The organism is Mycoplasma feriruminatoris, assembly GCF_000327395.2.
In the GTDB taxonomy this organism is placed as follows: Bacteria; Bacillota_I; Bacilli_A; order Mycoplasmatales; family Mycoplasmataceae; genus Mycoplasma; species Mycoplasma feriruminatoris.
This window is the reverse complement of sequence record NZ_CP091032.1, coordinates 406,724-426,365: the sequence shown is the minus strand read 5'-3', so window position 1 is coordinate 426,365 and position 19,642 is coordinate 406,724. Positions and strand designations below refer to the sequence as shown.

Below are 19,642 nucleotides of genomic sequence, written 5' to 3'. Positions count from 1 at the left end.
AAAACTGGCAGCTTGCTATTTTCTCACATAAGTAATATCTTCACCGTAATAGAGCTTAACTTCTGTGTTCGGCATGGGAACAGGTGTGACCTCTATGCTATAACCACCAGATTGATTTTTGATTGTTCTTTGAAAACTGATTATTAGCTTGAAATGTAGTTAAAATTGCATTTTCTAAAATTCACTCGATCTATTAGTAATGGTTAGCTTAATGCCTCACAGCACTTACACATCCATCCTATCAACCATGTGGTCTACATGGGATCTTACATCTAAAAGAATGGGAAAATTCATCTTAAAGGAGGCTTCTCGCTTAGATGCCTTCAGCGATTATCCTTTCTGCACATAGCTACCCTGCTGTGCCACTGGCGTGACAACAGGAGCACCAGGGGTGCATCCATTCCGGTCCTCTCGTACTAGGAACAGCTCTTTTCAATTTTCCAACGCCCACAACAGATAGGGACCAAACTGTCTCACGACGTTCTGAACCCAGCTCGCGTACCGCTTTAATGGGCGAACAGCCCAACCCTTGGAACCGACTACAGCTCCAGGATGCGATGAGCCGACATCGAGGTGCCAAACCTCCCCGTCGATGTGAACTCTTGGGGGAGATAAGCCTGTTATCCCCGGGGTAACTTTTATCCGTTGAGCGACGGCCCTTCCACACGGGACCGCCGGATCACTAAGTCCTACTTTCGTATCTGTTCGACTTGTAAGTCTCGCAGTTAAGCATCCTTCTACCTTTGCGCTCTATGTATGATTTCCAACCATACTGAGGATACCTTTGAGCGCCTCCGTTACTTTTGGGAGGCGACCGCCCCAGTCAAACTACCCACCAGACACTGTCCTTAATCTGAATAATAGATCCAAGTTAGAAATCCAATATAACGAGGGTGGTATTCCAAGGTTGACTCCTCTAGAACTAGCGTCCTAGTCTCATAGTCTCCCACCTATCCTCTACACGTCATACCAAATTTCAATATCAAGTTATAGTAAAGCTCCACGGGGTCTTTCCGTCTAGTTGCGGGTAACCGGCATCTTCACCGGTACTAAAATTTCACCGAGTTTGCAGCCGAGACAGCGAAGGGATCATTACACCTTTCGTGCGGGTCAGAATTTACCTGACAAGGAATTTCGCTACCTTAGGACCGTTATAGTTACGGCCGCCGTTCACCGGGGCTTCAATTCAAAGCTTCGCTTGCGCTGACTTCTCCTTTTAACCTTCCGGCACTGGGCAGGTGTCACCCCCTATACATCGTCTTGCGACTTAGCAGAGAGCTGTGTTTTGTTAAACAGTTGCCCCTCCCTCTTCACTGCGGCTCATCATAGATGAGCACTCCTTCTTCCGAAGTTACGGAGTTATTTTGCAGAGTTCCTTAGCTACAGTTATCTCGCTTGCCTTAGGATTTTCTCCTTGACCACGTGTGTTCGTTCTAGGTACAGGCAGTTAATTATTAAGTTAGAAGCTTGGAGTCATATACTTCGTTACTAGGCGAACCGTTCACTCCCCTATTTTCACACTTCAATGTTAATACAATGCGGATTTGCCAACATTGCCATCTTTGTGCTTAGCCCGGGACATCCAGCACCCGGGATATACTATCCTTCTTCGTCACTCCATCACTAATTAACTGGTACAGGAATATCAACCTGTTGTCCATCGACTACGCTTGTCAGCCTCGCCTTAGGTCCTGACTAACCCTGGGTGGACGAACCTTGCCCAGGAAACCTTGGTCAAACGGCGTGGAAGATTCTCACTTCCAAACGTTACTCATGCCGGCATAATCACTTCTAAACACTCCACCAGTCTTTACAGTCTGACTTCATTGTATTTAGAACGCTCCCCTACCACTGTATTTACATACAATCCGTAGCTTCGGTGGTAAACTTAAGCCCCGGTACATTTTCGGCGCAGAATCACTCGACTAGTGAGCTGTTACGCACTCTTTAAATGATGGCTGCTTCTAAGCCAACATCCTAGCTGTCTGTGCAGTTCCACATCCTTACACACTTAGTTTACACTTAGGGACCTTAGCTGACGATCTGGGCTGTTTCCCTCACGAGCATGGACCTTATCACCCATGTTCTGACTGCTGTGCACAAATTATGGCATTCGGAGTTTAATTCTAATCAGTACCGCTAGGTGCAGCCATCATAGATTCAGTGCTCTACCTCCATAACAATTCACACAACGCTATCCTTAAAGATATATCGGGAGAACTAGCTATCTCCAGGTTCGATTGGAATTTCACCGCTAGCCACAAGTCATCCAAAGTCTTTTCAACGAATACTGGTTCGGTCCTCCATTAGGTTTTACCCTAACTTCAACCTGCTCATGGCTAGATCACCTGGTTTCGTGTCTACTACTGCATACTAAACGCCCTATTAAGGCTCGCTTTCACTACGGCTCCATTTATATCAACTTAACCTTGCATGCAATAGTAACTCGCCGGCTCTTTCTACAAAAAGCACGGTATCACCCATTAACGGGCTCTACCTTCTTGTAAGCATATGGTTTCAGGGACTATTTCACTCCCCTTTCGGGGTGCTTTTCACCTTTCCCTCACGGTACTGGTTCACTATCGGTAAAATGGTAGTATTTAGGCTTACCAAGTGGTCTTGGCAGATTCCGACAAAATTTCACGTGTTTCGCCGTACTCAGGATACTTCTTTGAGATCATTACATTTCATATACGGGGCTATCACCCTCTATGGCGCTACTTCCCAGTAGCTTCTATTATATAATGATTTTCTAACTCGAACAAAAGTCCTACAACCCCACCCCGTAGGATGGTTTGGCCTGTTCCGCGTTCGCTCGCCGCTACTAACAGAATCATTATTATTTTCTTTTCCTCTAGGTACTAAGATGTTTCAGTTCCCTAGGTTCCCATCATATAAGCTATGTATTCACTTATAGACAACATGAGATAAATCATATTAGGTTTCCCCATTCGGAAATTCCGGGATCGAAGCTCACTTCCAGCTCCCCCAGACTTATCGCAGGTAGTCACGTCCTTCTTCGGCTCCATTTTCCAAGGCATTCACCATATGCTCTTACTATTTTTTAGAAAATCTTTCTAGCAATTTGTAACTCAATTAATTTTAGTTAATTGTTTTGATGTCATTACGAAATAAAATTCGTAATAATTATCTAATTATAAATATGTTGTTATAATCAGAAAATTGCATTTCATCTAATATTCAGTTTTCAAAGAACAATCTTACTTTTCAGAGATGTTTGACGATCTCTGAAAACTAAATAGAATTAAATAGTCAGTAAAATAAATATCTCCATAGAAAGGAGGTGATCCATCCGCACGTTCCCGTACGGATACCTTGTTACGACTTCACCCCAATCGCTAGTCCTACCTTAGGAAGCGCTCTCCTTGCGGTTAAGCTACCTACTTCTGGTATTACCAACTCTCATGGTGTGACGGGCGGTGTGTACAAGACCCGAGAACGTATTCACCGCGACATAGCTGATTCGCGATTACTAGTGATTCCGGCTTCATGAAGTCGAGTTGCAGACTTCAATCCGAACTGAGACTGGTTTTTTGAGATTAGCTCCCCTTCACAGGATTGCAACTCTTTGTACCAGCCATTGTAGCACGTGTGTAGCCCAGGACATAAGGGGCATGATGATTTGACGTCATCCCCACCTTCCTCTAGCTTACACTAGCAGTCTCGTTAGAGTTCTCAACTTAATGTTAGTAACTAACGACAAGGGTTGCGTTCGTTGCGGGACTTAACCCAACACCTCACGGCACGAACTGACGACAACCATGCACCACCTGTCTCAATGTTAACCTCTACTATATTTCTATAGCTTTGCACTGGATGTCAAGCCCTGGTAAGGTTCTTCGTGTTGCTTCGAATTAAACCACATGCTCCACCACTTGTGCGGGTCCCCGTCAATTCCTTTGAGTTTCACTCTTGCGAGCATACTACTCAGGCGGAGTACTTAATGCGTTAGCTGCAGCGCTGAGTTTCCCAACACTTAGTACTCATCGTTTACGGCGTGGACTACTAGGGTATCTAATCCTATTTGCTCCCCACGCTTTCGTGCCTCAGCGTCAATAACAAGCCAGTAAGCCGCTTTCGCCACAGGTGTTCTTCCATATATCTACGCATTTCACCGCTACACATACATGGAATTCCGCTTACCTCTCTTGCATTCTAGTAAAACAGTTTTCAAGGCGAACCGGAGTTGAGCTCCGGACTTTAACCTCAAACTTGCTAAACCGCCTACGCACCCTATACGCCCAATAAATCCGGATAACGCTTGCCACCTATGTATTACCGCGGCTGCTGGCACATAGTTAGCCGTGGCTTTCTGGTAAGGTACTGTCAAGATAAAGTCATTTCCTACTTTATTTTTTTCTTCCCTTACAACAGAGCTTTACAACCCGAAGGCCGTCATCACTCACGCGGCATTGCTTCATCAGACTTTCGTCCATTGTGAAAAATTCCCTACTGCTGCCTCCCGTAGGAGTCTGGGCCGTATCTCAGTCCCAATGTGGCCGATCAACCTCTCAGTTCGGCTACGTATCATCGCCTAGGTGGGCTATTATCTCACCTACTAGCTAATACGCCGCATCCCCATCTCATAGTGAACCAAACGGTTCTTTTGATCTTTTCTCATGCGATAATAAGATCTACATGCGGTATTATCTTTCGTTTCCAAAAGTTATCCCCCGCTATAAGGTAGGTTAGATACGTGTTACTCACCCGTTCGCCACTGAAGTGCAAGCACTTCCGTTCGACTTGCATGTATTAGGCATGCCGCCAGCGTTTATCCTGAGCCAGGATCAAACTCTCATTTTAAAAATTGTTAAATAAAAGCGATTCTGACTATTTTTATTGTTATAAGTTTTTTTATTACTCAAATAAATCTTTTGACAAGATTTGTACAATAATTATTCTATTTAGTTTTCAAAGATCGTCATTATTAAGAAGTAATCTTCTTAACACACAATGATAAGTATATAAAATCAAGAATAGATATGCAATATATTTTGCTATTTTTTTTAAAAAATTTTTACATTTCTACAACTGGTTGAATTCCAATGATAAAAAAGGCATTTTCTAAAACTTGTAAAATAGCTTTAATAAAACCTAGTCTCAACCTAGTTAATTGTAAATCATTTTCATCAATAATTTTAATTTCTGCATAATAAGAATGAAAAATTTTACAAATAGTTTGAATATAATCACAAATTTGTTGAGTTGAACGATTATTTGCACTATTTTTAATTACTTCTTTAAAGTTATCTAATATTAATAACAATTCCACTTCTTTTGGATTAGTTAATAAATTAGTAGGTTTGATTAAAGGTTTAATTTTTTTAGATTTAGCTTGATTTAAGATTGAATTACATCTAGCTGTTGCATATTGAGCATAATAAACTGGATTTGATGAATTTTTTAAAGTAATTAAATCTAGATCTAAATCCATATGTGAACTTGCAGATTTACTTGCTAGCATATATCTTAAAGCATCAGCTCCAACTAATTCTAAAAGATCAGCTAATCAAACAGCAGTACCTTTTCTTTTTGACATTTTATATTCACTGCCATCTTTAATTAGTCTTACCATTTGAACCATTTGGATTTCTAAAATGTTCATATCATTTCCAAGTAAAGCTAATCCTGCTTGCATTCTTTTAATATATCCATGGTGATCTCCACCTCATATATTAATTAATTTGTCTGCTTTAGTTCTTTTAATTCTTAAATTATGAGTAGCTAGATCTGGAAGAATATAAGTATAAGTATTATCTGATTTAACTAAGACTCTATCTTTATCATCACCAAATTGAGTAGTTTTTAAAAATATAGCATCATCTTTTTTATATAAAGCATTTTTTTGTTCATATAATTTTAAAACTTTTTCAATTTGATGAGTATCATAAACTTCTTGTTCACTAGATCAGTGTCTAATTTTTACATTAAAATCAGCTAATTGTTGTTTAATGATTTTTAAAAAATAATCAGTTGAAATTTGTCTAAATAATAAATGTACATTTTCATCTAATATTTGATTATCAGTATATTTAATATCTTTAAATTGATCACCATATTGATCAATAATAATTTTTGCTAAATCATCATACATATCACCAGCATAACAATTTTCTGGTTTTTTAGCATCAATATTTAAATTTTGTAAGTAGTGAACAAAAACAGTTACTGCTAAAACATTAATTTGGTTACCTGCATCATTTATATAATATTCAGTTTGTACTTTATAACCAGCTTTTTTAAATAAATTTACTAAAACTGATCCAATTACAGCATTTCTAGCATGACCTATATGTAAATATCCTGTAGGATTTGCTGAAACATACTCTATATTAATAATTTTATTTTGTTTTTCTAAATTTCCATATTTAGATTTTAAACTTAAAACATTACTAATAACTGTTGATAAAATTTCAGGTTTTACTAGTACATTTAAAAACCCAGGACCAGCTATTTCTATTTTTAAATAATTATTAGTTAATAATAATTGGTTTTTAAATTCTTCAGCTAGTTCGATTGGTTTTTTATTTACTTGTTTACTACTAATTAAACAAATAGAACTTGATAATAAACCTGGTGTATTATTTTTATTAATTTCAATAATTGGATCTTTATTAATATTTAGCTTTTGACAAATGTTTTTTAAATCATTATAAAACATTTCTATAATAGTTGTGTTCATATTATATTGTCATTAACTCTTTTTCTTTTTCTTTTGTTAAATCATCTAATTGTTTAATAAATTTATCTGTAACTTGTTGAATTTGATCTTCACTATCACTAATTAAATCTTTTGAAATATTTTCAATTTTTTTAACTTCTTCAATAGCATCTCTTCTAATGTTTCTAACTCTTATCTTATAACCTTCTAATTCTTTATGAACTTTTTTAACTAGATCTTTTCTTACATCTTCAGTTAATGGTGCTATTGGAATTCTAATTAAAGTAGCATCACTTACAGGGTTTAATCCTAAATCAGCTTTATGAATAGCTCCAACTGCTTCAGTAATTATGTTTCTATCATATGGTTTAATAATAATTAAATTAGCTTCAGGAGTAGTAATTTGAGAAATTTGGTTTAATGGCATTAAACTTCCATAATAATTTACCATTACTTTATCTAAAATAGCACCACTTGCTTTTCCAGTTCTAACTTGTCTTAAATGTAAAACATATGCATCAATAGTTTCTTTCATTTGCTCTTGTGCATTTTTAATAATTAAATCAGTCATAATCATATTCCTATTCTATAATTGTTGATTCTAATTTATTTTCTAGTACTTTTATAATATTATTATCTCCACTCATATCAAAAACTTCAATCTTTAAATTAGCATCTTTTGCTAAAGTAGCTGCAGTTAGATCCATAATTCTTAATTGTTTTTCAACAACTTCTTGATGAGTAAGATGTTTGATAAATTTAGCATCATCATGTTGTTTTGGATCTTTATCATAAACACCCTTAACACCATTTTTTGCCATTAAAATTACTTCTGCTCCAATTTCAATTGCTCTAATTGTTGCAGTTGTATCAGTTGTAAAATATGAATAACCAGTTCCTCCTACAAAAATAGAAATAAACCCTTCATTCATTTTAATTCTTGCTTTTTTAAAATTATAATCATCAGTTACTGTTTTGATTGGTAGTGAAGAATAAACTTTAATTTTGTCATATCCCATTTTAGTAATAGTACTTTCAAGTGCTAATCCGTTCATAACTGTAGCTAACATTCCCATATAATCAGCATTAATAGCATCCATTCCGATACTTTGTCCTAATTTACCACGTCAAATGTTACCACCACCAATAACAATTCCTAACTTTAGACCGTTTTTAGCTAAATGTACAATTTGACTTGCAATGTTTTCTAAGCACTTTTTATCATAAACTTCAGCTTCACCTTTTAGAGCTTCACCACTTAATTTTAAAAGCACCGTTTTGTATTTATAATTCATTTTTCACCTCAAAATACTTCAAAATAACTCTTTTTAATTATACAAAAAAACATAATTAGCTTTAGTATAAGAATAAAAAAAGTATCTATAAGTTGTATATAAAAAAAGTATGATTTCAAATCATACTTTTTATTCTAAGATAATTCTTTTATATTTTTAAAATACTCATTAGCATTTTGATTAGAAATTTCTAAACTAGTACTTTTTGTACTTTGCTTAAGTGCTTGATTAAATGGACAAGCTTTTGGATATTTAATTCTTTTATAAGTTCTTTTTGAAGGTTTGTAATTTATATATAAAGCATGTGATTCAGTATCTTCAATTATTTTTGTAATAGTTTTAAATTCAATTTTTTCACCTAAATATAAAATTTCATTTTCAGTAATTTTAAATGCAAATCTTGGTAGAAAAATAAATAATAAAATAATTTTACTAATTAATAAAATAAAACTAATTACACTTAAAGCAATTGTTGGAGCTAGTTTTTGATTTTCACTAGCAGTTTGACTAAATACTTTATCTTTTACATTAAATAACACTAAACTTATAATTGCTAAAATTAAACTTATAAATGAAATTGTATAAAAGATAATAAAATAAAATTTATTATAGTGAGTAGCTAAAGCTTGTTTTTTAGTAAATTTAAACAAGTAGAAATTAAACATCAAATTAATTAATAAAATAAAAGTAATTAATAAACCTGAAATAATTCCAAAATATTCTGTATTAAAACTAATCATTATTTTAATTGAGCAGCAACTTCATCAGCAAAGTTAGTTACTACTTTTTCAATTCCTTCTCCAACTTCATATCTAATCATTTTAACTAATGAAACATGTTTTGATTTTAAGAAATCTCCAACTTTAAAGCTTTCATCAATTACAAATAATTGATCTAATAAACTAACTTCAGCTAAACGTTTTGATAATTTTCCTTTTAAAATGTTTTCTAAAACATTAGCAGGTTTTGATTGTAATTTAATATCATCTTTAGCTTGTTCTTTAATAATGTGCATTTCAGCATTTTTAAAGTCTTCTGGAATTTGATCCATATTAATGTATTTTGGAGCCATTGCAGCAACATGCATTGCAACATTATAAGCATCACTTGAATCAAGTTTGTTATCAAATACTAATAAAGTTGAAACTCTTTTATTAGCGTGATTATAAATTACACAACTACCACTTGATTTAGTTACTAATTCAAATCTTCTTAAAGCAATTTTTTCACCAATTGTAGCAGTTGCTGAAATTAAACTTTGTTCAATAGTTTGACCTGATTTAGTTACTACTTGTAAACCTTGTTCTAAACTTGAAGCTTGAGAATTTAATAAAGCATCAGCAATTTCATTAACTAAGCTTAAGAATTTTTCATTTTTTGCAACAAAATCAGTTTCTGAGTTAACTTCTAAAATTACAACTTTTTGATCATTTTCTTTTGCTAAAACAATTCCTTCAGCTGCAACACGGTCAGTTTTTTTAGCAGCTTTAGCTAAACCATTTTCTCTTAGTCAAACAATAGCATTATCAATATTATTATCACTAGCTTCTAAAGCTTTTTTACAATCCATCATTCCTGCTTGAGTGATTTCACGTAATTCTTTAATTAATTTTGCATCTACTGCCATATTTTTCTCCTTATTCAGCTTTTGGTTCACTTACTTTTTCAACTTGTTTTTCAACTACAGCTTGTTCACTAGTTGTAGTTTCAGATGTATTTTCAGTATTAACAGCTAATCTGTTTTGTCTTGGCTCTCTTTTTGGAGCAACAGTTTTTAAAACTGATGGGTTCATTTTAATTTGAGCACCTTCAGCATAAGCTTCAACTAAAATGTTAATAATTAAGTTTACTGATTCTTGTAAATCATCATTTCCAGGAATTACATAATCAATCATATCTGGATCAGCATTAGTATCACAAATAGCAATTACAGGGATGTTTAATTTTCTTGCTTCTTTAACTGCAATTTCATCACCTTTAGGATCAACAACTACAATAGCTGCTGGTAATTTATGCATTTGTTTAATTCCACCTAAAGCTTTTTCTAATTTAGCTTTTTCTTTTAGAATTTTAATTTGTTCTTTTTTGGTTCTTAAAGCTAAACGACCTTTTTTTTCTTCTTCTTCAATTTCTCATAAAGCTTTAATTCTAATTAAAATAGTTTTTAAATTAGTTAATGTTCCACCTAATCATCTATTGTTAATGTAGAAATTTCCACTTCTTAAGGCTGCTTCTTTAACAGCATTTTTACCAGAACGTTTAGTTCCAACAAATAATATTTTTTGTTGTTTGCTTCCTAGTGATTCTAATAATTTTTGTGCTGCATTTAAGTGAGTAATAGTTTTTTCTAAATCAATGATATGATTTTTATTTTTTACTCCAAAAATGTAGTCTTTCATTTTAGGGTTTCATCTTTTAGTTTGGTGACCATATTGAACACCAGCTGCAGATAATTCTTCTCTTGTTATTTCTCTTGACATAATAACCTTTCATTTGTTAAACTTCAAAATAATTCGAACACTTTCCACTCTTTTTATTTAATTTGAGCACTAGGAAAGTGAATTCTTATTTTTGATTGATATTTTTTTAAAAAATAACCAACTTTTATATTTTATCAATTTTTTTGTATTTTGCAATTAATAAGCAGAACAAAAAGCAGATTAAATCTGCTTAATTATCTATATTATTTTCTGGATTAAATGAAGTTTGATTATAAAGTTGTTCAATTAATTCTTTTTCTTTTTTATCTAAATTTTTAGGAACTACAATATTAACTTTGATTAATAAATCTCCTCTTTTTTCTCTATTTATAGACTTATATAATCCTTTATTTGAAATTGTAATAATTTCATTTGAATTAATTCCTTTTGGTAATTTATATTTAATATCACCATCTAAAGTTTTAATACTAATTTCATTTCCTAAAATTGCATCTAAATAACTAATGTTATAACTCATTAAAATATCATTATCATTAATAATTTGAAATACTTTAGATTGTTTTAAATAAATATTTACAATTAAATCACCATTAACTCCATCATTAACTGAAGCATGTCCTTTTTGAGCAAGTTTAATTTGTTGATTTGGTCTAATTCCTTTTGGAATATTAACATCAATTATTTGTTTTTGTAAATATTTTGCTTTTCCTTTACAGTTTTTACACTTGTTTTTAATAATTTTTCCACTTCCATGACAAGTAGAACATTTTGCTGATTGTTGAAATTGGAAAAATCCCATATTTTTTTCAACAATAACTTCACCACTTCCATGACAAGTAGAACAAATACTAATATCACTACTTGATTCAGCACCAGTTCCATTACAAAAACTACAATTTGTTAATAGATCAATTTCAATAGTTTTTTCAACTCCAAATAAAAGTTCTTTAAATGTTAAATAAATGTTTAAACTAACACTTTCTCCTTTAGTTGATCTTTGATAATCTGATCTACTTGAACCAAAAAAATCAGAAAATTCAGAAAACATATTACTAAAAAATGAAGTTCCACCAGAACGCATATTTGAAAACATATCTTCAAAATCAGTAAAATTAGAAGAAAATCCACTAGAATTATCAAAAGCCATATGACCATATTGATCATATTTTTTACGTTTATCAGGATCTAATAAAACATCTGCTGCTTCATTAATTTCAACCATTTTATCGTGAGCTTCTGGAGATTTATTTAAATCGGGGTGATATTGTTTTGTTAATTTTCTATATGCTTGTCTTATTTCTTGTTCACTAGCTGTTTTTGAGACACCTAAAACTTCATAATAATCCTTTTTTGCCATATTCTCTCTTCTTTTCTATAAAAACAAAAACTAACAAAAGTTAGTTTTTATATATTTAGATATTAGTTATTTTGATCTGATGAATTATTATTTGATTCTGAATCATTATGTTTATTAGCAAATTCAGCTGCAGCTGCCATTGCTTGTTCTAGTTCATTCATTTTTTGTTCTAAAGCATCATAATCTTCATTTTTAACTAATTCTTTAATTTCATCAACCATTTTTTGTGATTGTTCTTTTTGTTCACCACTAATTTTATCTCCAGCTTGAGCTAGTGAAGTTTCAATAATATTAATGTAGTTTTCAGCTTTATTTTTTAGTTCAATATGTTTTTTCTTAGCTTCATCATTAGCAGCATTTTCTTGTGCTTCTTTAATCATTCTTTCAACTTCATCTTCACTTAGATTTCCTGAATTTGAAATAGTAATAGTTTTTTCTTCATTAGTATTTTTATCTTTTGCAGAAACACTAACAATACCATTAGTATCAATTTCAAAAGTAACTTCAATTTGTGGAATTCCTCTTGGAGCTGGTTGAATTCCTGTTAATTGGAATTGACCAAGTGATTTATTATCAGCAGCCATTGCTCTTTCACCTTGTAAAACATTAATATCTACAGCTGGTTGATTATCTGTTGCAGTTGAAAATACTTGAGTTCTTTTTGCTGGAATTCTTGTGTTTCTTTCAATTAATTTTGTCATAACTCCACCCATAGTTTCAATACCTAATGATAATGGAGTAACATCAGCTAAAACAATATCAGTAACATCACCAGCTAAAACACCACCTTGAATAGCAGCACCCATTGCAACAACTTCATCTGGATTAATTGATCTATTTGGTTCTTTATTTAATAAACTTTTTACTAAATCTTGAACAGCTGGAATTCTAGTTGAACCACCAACTAATAAAACTTCATCAATTTTAGCAGCAGTTATTTTTGCAGCACTTAAAGCATCTTTTACTGGTTGAATTGTCATATCAACTAAATGTTTTGTAATTTTATTAAATTCACTTCTTGTTAGATTTGTTGCAAAAGAAATTGGTCCATTTTCATTCATTGCTATAAATGGTAAATTAATTTCAACTTCTAATTGGCTTGATAAATTAATTTTTGCTTTTTCAGCTTCATCTTTTAATCTTTGTAGAGCCATTTTTTCTTTTGATAAATCAATATTATATTCAGCTTTAATTTTTGCTAATAATCATTTGATAATTTCTTCATCAAAATTATCTCCACCTAATTTATTATTTCCACTAGTTGCAATAACATCAAAATTACCACCACCAATAGCTAGAATAGAAACATCAAAAGTTCCTCCACCTAAATCATAAACTAAAATAGTTTCATCTTTATCTTGTTTATCTAATCCATAAGCTAATGCTGCTGCTGTTGGTTCATTAATAATTCTTTCAACTTGTAATCCAGCAATTGTTCCAGCATCTTTTGTAGCTTTTCTTTGTGCATCATTAAAATAAGCAGGAACTGTAATAACAGCTTTAGTTACTTTTTGACCTAATTTAGCTTCAGCATAGTTTTTCATATATCTTAAAATTTCAGCTGAAATTTGTTCTGGAGTATAATCTTTTCCTTCTAAATTAACTTTACTTGTAGTTCCCATTTTTGATTTAATTGATTGAACAACATTTGGATTAGTTACAGCTTGACGTTTAGCAGCTCCACCAACAATAATATCTGAGTTTTTAAAAGCAACAACACTTGGTGTAGTTCTTTGACCTTCAGGATTTTCTAAAATAATAGGTTGAGTCCCTTCAATAACTGAAACAACTGAATTAGTAGTTCCTAAATCTATTCCAATAATTTTTTCTTTTGCCATGATTTTATTTCTCCTTGTAACTTAATATTAATTACTTTTACTTTTAAAATATTTATTAATTATTTTGCAACTTTAACTATTGCATAAACTAGCACTTTATCATGAATCATATATCCATCACTTAATATCCCAATAATTTGATTTGTTTTATAAACATCTGATTCAACTGCTTCATTAGCATCATGTTTATGTGGATCAAACATATCTCCAACTTTTACATTCATAGCTTTAATATGATGTGATTCTAAAACATTATTTATTTGATTAACAATCATTTCAAACCCTTTAACATAAGCTTGAACTGCTTCATTATTATTAGAAGAATTAACAACTTTTTTTAAAATTTCTAAAGGTTGAATCAAATCTTTTGCTAAACTACTTGCACCAAATTTTTTAATTTCTAATTCTTTTTGATTATATTTTTTAGTTAAATTATTAATTTCAACTAAATTTGTTTTCTTTTCTAAATCAATTGAATGTTTTAAAGTTTCATTTAATTCTTTTTGTTTTTCAAGTTCTAATAAAGTACTTTTAAGTTTATGTTTTAACTTATGATATTCAGATTTTTTTGGATGTGTTTTTACAAATTCAGCTTTAGTTTTGTTTTTATTTTGACTAGCATATTTTTGATCTAATCTTTTATTTTTTATTTCTTCAGTCATTTTAATTCTCCTTTGTATTAATAATTTCAATAATTAAGTTCATTAACTGGTTAACTTGGTTATAATCTACTCTTTTTGGTCCAACTAAAGTTAAAACAGTAGAAGAATTACCAATTTTTAATTCTGTTGCAACCATTGAAATATCATCATTAATTTGATCAATTTCATTTCCTATTTTAATTGCTATTTTATTCATATTTTTATTAGATTCATAAGCAATATTAAATCAATCAAAAGGAGATAATTGTTCAACTAACTTAACTGCATTTTTTAATTTATTAGTATCATTAAACTCAGGGTTTTCTAGCATATATCTCATTCCGTGAGTTTCTTTTTGTTCATTTTTTGATTCTAAAATAGTATTTATAAAAGTGTTTAAAACATAATCATATTGTTTAATACTTAAAGCTAATTGTTGTTTTAAATCAGATAAATAATTTTGAATTTGATCTAATTTAACATCAACTAAAAAATCTGAAAATAATTTAATTGCTATTTTTAAATCAGATAAAGAGATATCTTTTAAATTAAACATTTTATTTTGCACATCACCATCAGAAAAGATAAATAATACACTTGCTAAAATTTCAGATAATACAATTAATTCAATTTTTTTTAACTTAATATCTTTTGTGTTTTGTTTTTTAATAACAACAGCTGTCATTTTAGTAAGTTCACTAATGATTTCACTAGCATAGTTTATTGTTTTATCAATATCATATTTTCTTAAATCTAATAGTTGGTTTAAATAAGTTTTTAATCTAGTATAATCAGCTGAATCTAGTTTCATAATATTATCAACATAATATCGATAACCTTTAGTTGAAGGAGTTCTTCCACTTGATGTGTGTTGTTTTTCTAAATATCCTTCATGTTCTAAAACTACAGATTCATTTCTAATTGTTGCTGAAGATATTTTTATATCTAATAATTCTAAAATTCTTTTTGAACCAACTGGTTGATTTGTTTTTATAAACTCTTCAACTATTGTTTGTAAAATTTTTATTTGCCTATTAGTTAACATATTATCCTAATTAAATTGTTTAAATTCTTCTAAAACAAATTGGTTGTTTTTAACATCAATTATATATCTAGTATTTTCAATTAAAAATCCACTAATAATATGATGAGCAATTAATGTTTCAATGTTTTTTTCAATATATCTTTTAATTGGTCTTGCACCAAATAATCTATCATAACCTTCATTAATAATCTTGTTTCTAGCTTCTTCTGAAAAGTTAATAAAATAGTTTTGTTCATCTTGTAATCTTGTTGCTAATTCATCTAAAACTTTATCAACAATTTCACCAATAGTTTGTACTGATAAAGCATTAAAGTAGACAATATTATCAATTCTATTTAAAAACTCAGGTCTAAACACTTGGTTTAATTCTTCTTGAATTTTTTGATCATCAACTTTAGCAAATTCATCATTTGTTAATAAATATTGACTAGCTATATTTGAAGTCATTACTATAATTGTGTTTTTAAAATCAATAGTTTTTCCAAGTGAATCAGTTAATCTTCCATCATCTAGAATTTGTAATAAAATGTTAAACACATCACTATGAGCTTTTTCTATTTCATCAAATAAAATAATTGAATAAGGATTTCTTCTAACAGCTTCAGTTAATCGTCCACCTTCTTCATATCCAACATATCCAGGAGGAGCTCCAATTAATTTAGCAACAGAGTGTTTTTCCATATATTCACTCATATCAAGTCTGATCATTTTTTTAGGTGAATTAAATAAAATATCAGCTAAACTTCTTGCAACTTCAGTTTTTCCAACTCCAGTTGGTCCTAAAAATAGAAAACTTCCAATAGGTTTGTCTGGATTTTTAATTCCACTTCTACTTCTCATAATCGCTGAAGTTACAGCTTTAATTGCTTGATCTTGACCTTTTACATATTTTTTTAATAAATCTTCAAGATTTAAAAGTTTTTCTTTTTCTGAAGAAATTAATCTATCAACTAAAATTCCAGTTGATTTTGAAACAACTTTTGCAATTTCATGTTCTGTTACTTCTTCTGAAATCATTTTTGAACCAGATTGTTTTTCAAATAAGGCTAAGTTTTTTTCAAGTGATGGAAGTAATGAATATTGAATTTCTCCAGCTCTTTTATAATTTCCATCATTTTGAGCAGTTTCTAATTCTTGTTTTAAACTTTCAATACTTGATTTTAGAGAATTAATTTTACTTAATTCTTCTTTTTCTTTTTCTCATTTTTGATTTAAATTAGCTTGTTCTATTTTTAAACTATCTAATTCTTTTTTAGCTTCTTGTCATCTTTCTTTTGATTTATCATCTTTTTCTTTTTCTAGTGCAGATGTTTCAATTTCTAGTTGCATTACTTTTCTATTAACTTGATCTAGTTCAATTGGCACACTTGCAAGTTCTGTTCTAATTGATGCACAAGCTTCATCAACTAAATCAATAGCTTTATCTGGTAAATATCTATCAGTTATATATCTACTTGATAATTTAGCAGCTGAAACTAAGGCATTATCGTGAATTCTTACTCCATGATATGTTTCAAAACGATCTTTTAATCCTCTTAAAATCGAAATAGTTTGATCAATTGTTGGTTCACTAACTAAAACTCTTTGAAATCTTCTTTCTAAAGCAGCATCTTTTTCTATATATTGGCGATATTCATTTAATGTAGTTGATCCTATTGCTTTTAATTCACCTCTAGCTAAAGCTGGTTTTAATAAGTTTGAAACATCCATTCCACTATTATTTCCAGTTTTTCCAGCACCAACTATTAAATGTAATTCATCAATAAATAAAATGATTTCACCATTTGATTTTTGGATTTCACTAACAACTGCTTTAACACGAGATTCATAATCTCCCATATACATAGCTCCAGCCATCAAACTACCCATATCTAGTTCTAAAATACGTTTGTTTTTTAATAATGTTGGAACATCACCTTTAACAATACGTTGAGCTAATCCTTCAACAATAGCAGTTTTTCCAACACCAGGTTCACCTATTAAAACTGGGTTGTTTTTAGTTTTTCTAGATAGTATTTGAATAACTCGAGAAATTTCTTCTTCTCTTCCAATAACAGGATCTAATTTATTATCTTTGGCATCTTTTGTTAGATCTCTTGTATATTTTTTTAAAGCATCAGTTATTTTTCCTTTTTCTTGAAATTCCACTATCTCAGCTCCTTTAAGTTAAAATCTTTTTTTAACTATTTCTATTGTAACACATTTTTAGCAATTGCATATAGTGAGTGCTAAAAAAATAAAAAAGACCATTTAAGGTCTAAGTAAATAAATTTTTATTAATTATATTAATGTTATAAATATGAATAAATTACTTTTTATTTTTAACTTCTTTAATGATTTGTTCTATTTGTTTAGCAACACCATCATTTTCTAAACTATCACAAATATTAAAAGCTACTTGTTTAAGTTCATCAACACCATTACTTACACAATATCCTTTTTTAACACCTTTAACCATTTCAATATCATTATAATTATCACCAAACACAACAATATCTTTATAATTAATATTTAAAACTTTAGCTAGATGTTTTAATCCTGATAACTTATTAACATTTTTTTTCATAATATTAAATAGTTTTGGTAAAGATTGAACTAAATCAAATTTATCTTTAATACATTCTTTAATTAAGTTTAGTTTTTCATTTGCATCATTATCTGATAAATTTTGTAAACTAATAATTACTTCAACAATTTTAATTTTATTATTTTTTAAATCATTTGATATTTCTAATAAATCATTATACTTTTTAATTTCTCAATGATATTTTTTCTTAGTTTTACTCATATAATTTTGTCAAGAAATAATTCTTTCAGAATGATTAGTTCCTATCATTAAATTATTAGTATATCCAACAATATCAATATTATGTTCATAAGCTAATTTAAATAACTGACTCATCAACTTATTATTTAAATAATCAGCATGAATAACTGTATTTGTTTTTAAATCAGAAATTAAAGCTCCATTACATGAAATTATAGGTAAACTAACTTTTAATTGATCTGCTATTTTTTTATTAGATCCATCAACTCTTCCAGTACAAAATGAAAAACGGTTATTACTTAATTTTTGATATTTTCTAATTACTTTAATAGTTTTTTTACTAATAGAAAAATCTTTTAATGAAATAGTTCCATCAAGATCAGATAAAATATATGGATAATTGTTCATTATTCTTCAATTCCTTTTCAACGTTCACTTAAAATATAATCTTTACCTTTTTGAGTTTCATATTTAACTAAATCTAAATAATCTCATTGTCTTAAAACTTCATAACTAGCAATTCCTACAGTATTTGCAATATTAATACTTCTAGCTTGTGCTATCATTGGTATTCTAAAAGTTGTATCAAAATTATCTTTAATGATTTGTTTACTAATTCCAGTTGATTCTTTTCCAAACACTAAATAAACATCATCATTAATTTTTGTAAAGTCAAAATCTGAAATTGGTTTTTGACCATATCTTGATAAACAAAATAAAGTAATATTTGGATGTTTAGTTATAAAATCATTTCAATCATCATATCTTATACAATCAACAAATTTATACTCATTTGCACTTGGTCTTGATAAATGACGATCATCAAAAATAAATCCTAGTGGTTCAATTATATGTAATCTTGCATTAATAGCAACACAAGTTCTCATAATAGCTCCAACATTTTGAGCAATTTCTGGTTGATATAATACAATATTTATTTTTCTTTTATTCATATAAATCCTTATTTATTTTACATTATCAATATAATCAATTAATTTATCTATTGCTTTTTTTCTAGCTGAAATTTGATTTTTTAAATCACTATCTAATAAAGAATAAGTTTTATCATATCCTTTTGGAATAAAAATAAAATCATAACCAAATCCAAAATCAGATTGATTAACTTGAAAATCAATATAACCATTAGCTCTTGATTGATATACAAACTGTTTTTTAGATTTGACATCATATAAAGCTATAGCAGTTGTCATATAAGCTTTTCTTTTATTTAACTGATTAATATGTTTTAGTTTATCTAATAATTTATTACAAATATCATAATGATTAGTTAAAGGATAAGCTCATCTTTTTGAATAAATACCAGGAAAATCATTTAACGCTTTAACACAAATTCCAGTATCATCACCAATTGCAACTCCATTAATATATTTTGCTAAATGTTTTGCTTTTAATAGTGCATTTTGTTTAAAAGTGTTTTTATTTTCTTTGATTTCAACATAATTTGGTATGTCTAATAAACTTTTTATTTCATAATCTTTTAAAATCTGGCTAAATTCTTTAACTTTATTTTTATTAGTTGTAGCTAGATAAATTACTTTTTTATTCATAAATTTCC

At 29.8% G+C, this 19,642-nt stretch carries 14 protein-coding genes and 3 rRNA genes; all 17 read right to left on the bottom strand.

The window, feature by feature from the left end:
• Positions 1-2: 2 nt before the first annotated feature.
• Positions 3-111 (bottom strand): 5S ribosomal RNA (rrf, locus tag D500_RS01795).
• A gap of 61 nt (positions 112-172) precedes the next feature.
• Positions 173-3,068: ribosomal RNA gene (locus D500_RS01790) — 23S ribosomal RNA — on the bottom strand.
• A gap of 229 nt (positions 3,069-3,297) precedes the next feature.
• A 16S ribosomal RNA gene (locus D500_RS01785) occupies positions 3,298-4,824 on the bottom strand.
• Together the 16S, 23S and 5S rRNA genes form the textbook arrangement of a ribosomal RNA operon.
• A 214-nt stretch (positions 4,825-5,038) precedes the next feature.
• A complete protein-coding gene (gene argS / locus D500_RS01780) occupies positions 5,039-6,703 on the bottom strand; it encodes an arginine--tRNA ligase (protein WP_008363002.1) in 1,665 nt (554 codons plus the stop codon).
• 1 nt (position 6,704) lies between these two features.
• Complete coding sequence (gene frr, locus D500_RS01775) at positions 6,705-7,253, bottom strand: ribosome recycling factor (RefSeq protein ID WP_008363000.1); 549 nt, start codon at positions 7,251-7,253, stop codon at positions 6,705-6,707.
• A 10-nt stretch (positions 7,254-7,263) separates the two neighbouring features.
• Positions 7,264-7,977, bottom strand: coding sequence for a UMP kinase (pyrH, locus tag D500_RS01770; RefSeq protein WP_008362997.1), 714 nt, complete (start codon positions 7,975-7,977; stop codon positions 7,264-7,266).
• Between the two features lie 134 nt (positions 7,978-8,111).
• Positions 8,112-8,717, bottom strand: coding sequence for a hypothetical protein (locus D500_RS01765; RefSeq protein ID WP_008362996.1), 606 nt, complete (start codon positions 8,715-8,717; stop codon positions 8,112-8,114).
• On the bottom strand, positions 8,717-9,604 hold the full coding sequence (gene tsf / locus D500_RS01760) for a translation elongation factor Ts (protein ID WP_008362994.1): 888 nt from the start codon (positions 9,602-9,604) through the stop codon (positions 8,717-8,719). Before tsf ends, D500_RS01765 begins: the two co-directional genes overlap by 1 nt.
• 10 nt (positions 9,605-9,614) lie before the next feature.
• A complete protein-coding gene (gene rpsB, locus D500_RS01755) occupies positions 9,615-10,457 on the bottom strand; it encodes a 30S ribosomal protein S2 (protein WP_008362992.1) in 843 nt (280 codons plus the stop codon).
• 190 nt (positions 10,458-10,647) lie between these two features.
• Positions 10,648-11,775, bottom strand: coding sequence for a molecular chaperone DnaJ (gene dnaJ, locus D500_RS01750; protein ID WP_008362990.1), 1,128 nt, complete (start codon positions 11,773-11,775; stop codon positions 10,648-10,650).
• A 62-nt stretch (positions 11,776-11,837) separates the two neighbouring features.
• On the bottom strand, positions 11,838-13,613 hold the full coding sequence (dnaK, locus tag D500_RS01745; protein WP_008362988.1) for a molecular chaperone DnaK: 1,776 nt from the start codon (positions 13,611-13,613) through the stop codon (positions 11,838-11,840).
• 59 nt (positions 13,614-13,672) lie between these two features.
• Positions 13,673-14,275, bottom strand: a complete 603-nt coding sequence (locus tag D500_RS01740) for a nucleotide exchange factor GrpE (protein ID WP_008362987.1) — start codon at positions 14,273-14,275, stop codon at positions 13,673-13,675.
• Position 14,276: 1 nt separating this feature from the next.
• Positions 14,277-15,299 carry a heat-inducible transcriptional repressor HrcA gene (gene hrcA, locus D500_RS01735; protein WP_008362985.1) on the bottom strand — a complete coding sequence of 341 codons (1,023 nt, stop codon included), beginning with the start codon at positions 15,297-15,299 and terminating at the stop codon, positions 14,277-14,279.
• 6 nt (positions 15,300-15,305) lie between these two features.
• The gene (locus D500_RS01730) at positions 15,306-17,447 is read right to left on the bottom strand and encodes an ATP-dependent Clp protease ATP-binding subunit (RefSeq protein ID WP_008362982.1); all 2,142 of its coding nucleotides are present in this window, start codon (positions 17,445-17,447) and stop codon (positions 15,306-15,308) included.
• Between the two features lie 160 nt (positions 17,448-17,607).
• On the bottom strand, positions 17,608-18,474 hold the full coding sequence (locus D500_RS01725; RefSeq protein ID WP_008362980.1) for an HAD family hydrolase: 867 nt from the start codon (positions 18,472-18,474) through the stop codon (positions 17,608-17,610).
• Positions 18,474-19,019 carry a tRNA (cytidine(34)-2'-O)-methyltransferase gene (locus tag D500_RS01720; protein WP_008362978.1) on the bottom strand — a complete coding sequence of 182 codons (546 nt, stop codon included), beginning with the start codon at positions 19,017-19,019 and terminating at the stop codon, positions 18,474-18,476. The genes D500_RS01725 and D500_RS01720 overlap by 1 nt, the downstream gene beginning before the upstream one ends.
• A gap of 12 nt (positions 19,020-19,031) precedes the next feature.
• Complete coding sequence (gene rdgB / locus D500_RS01715; RefSeq protein WP_008362975.1) at positions 19,032-19,634, bottom strand: RdgB/HAM1 family non-canonical purine NTP pyrophosphatase; 603 nt, start codon at positions 19,632-19,634, stop codon at positions 19,032-19,034.
• Positions 19,635-19,642: the final 8 nt, after the last annotated feature.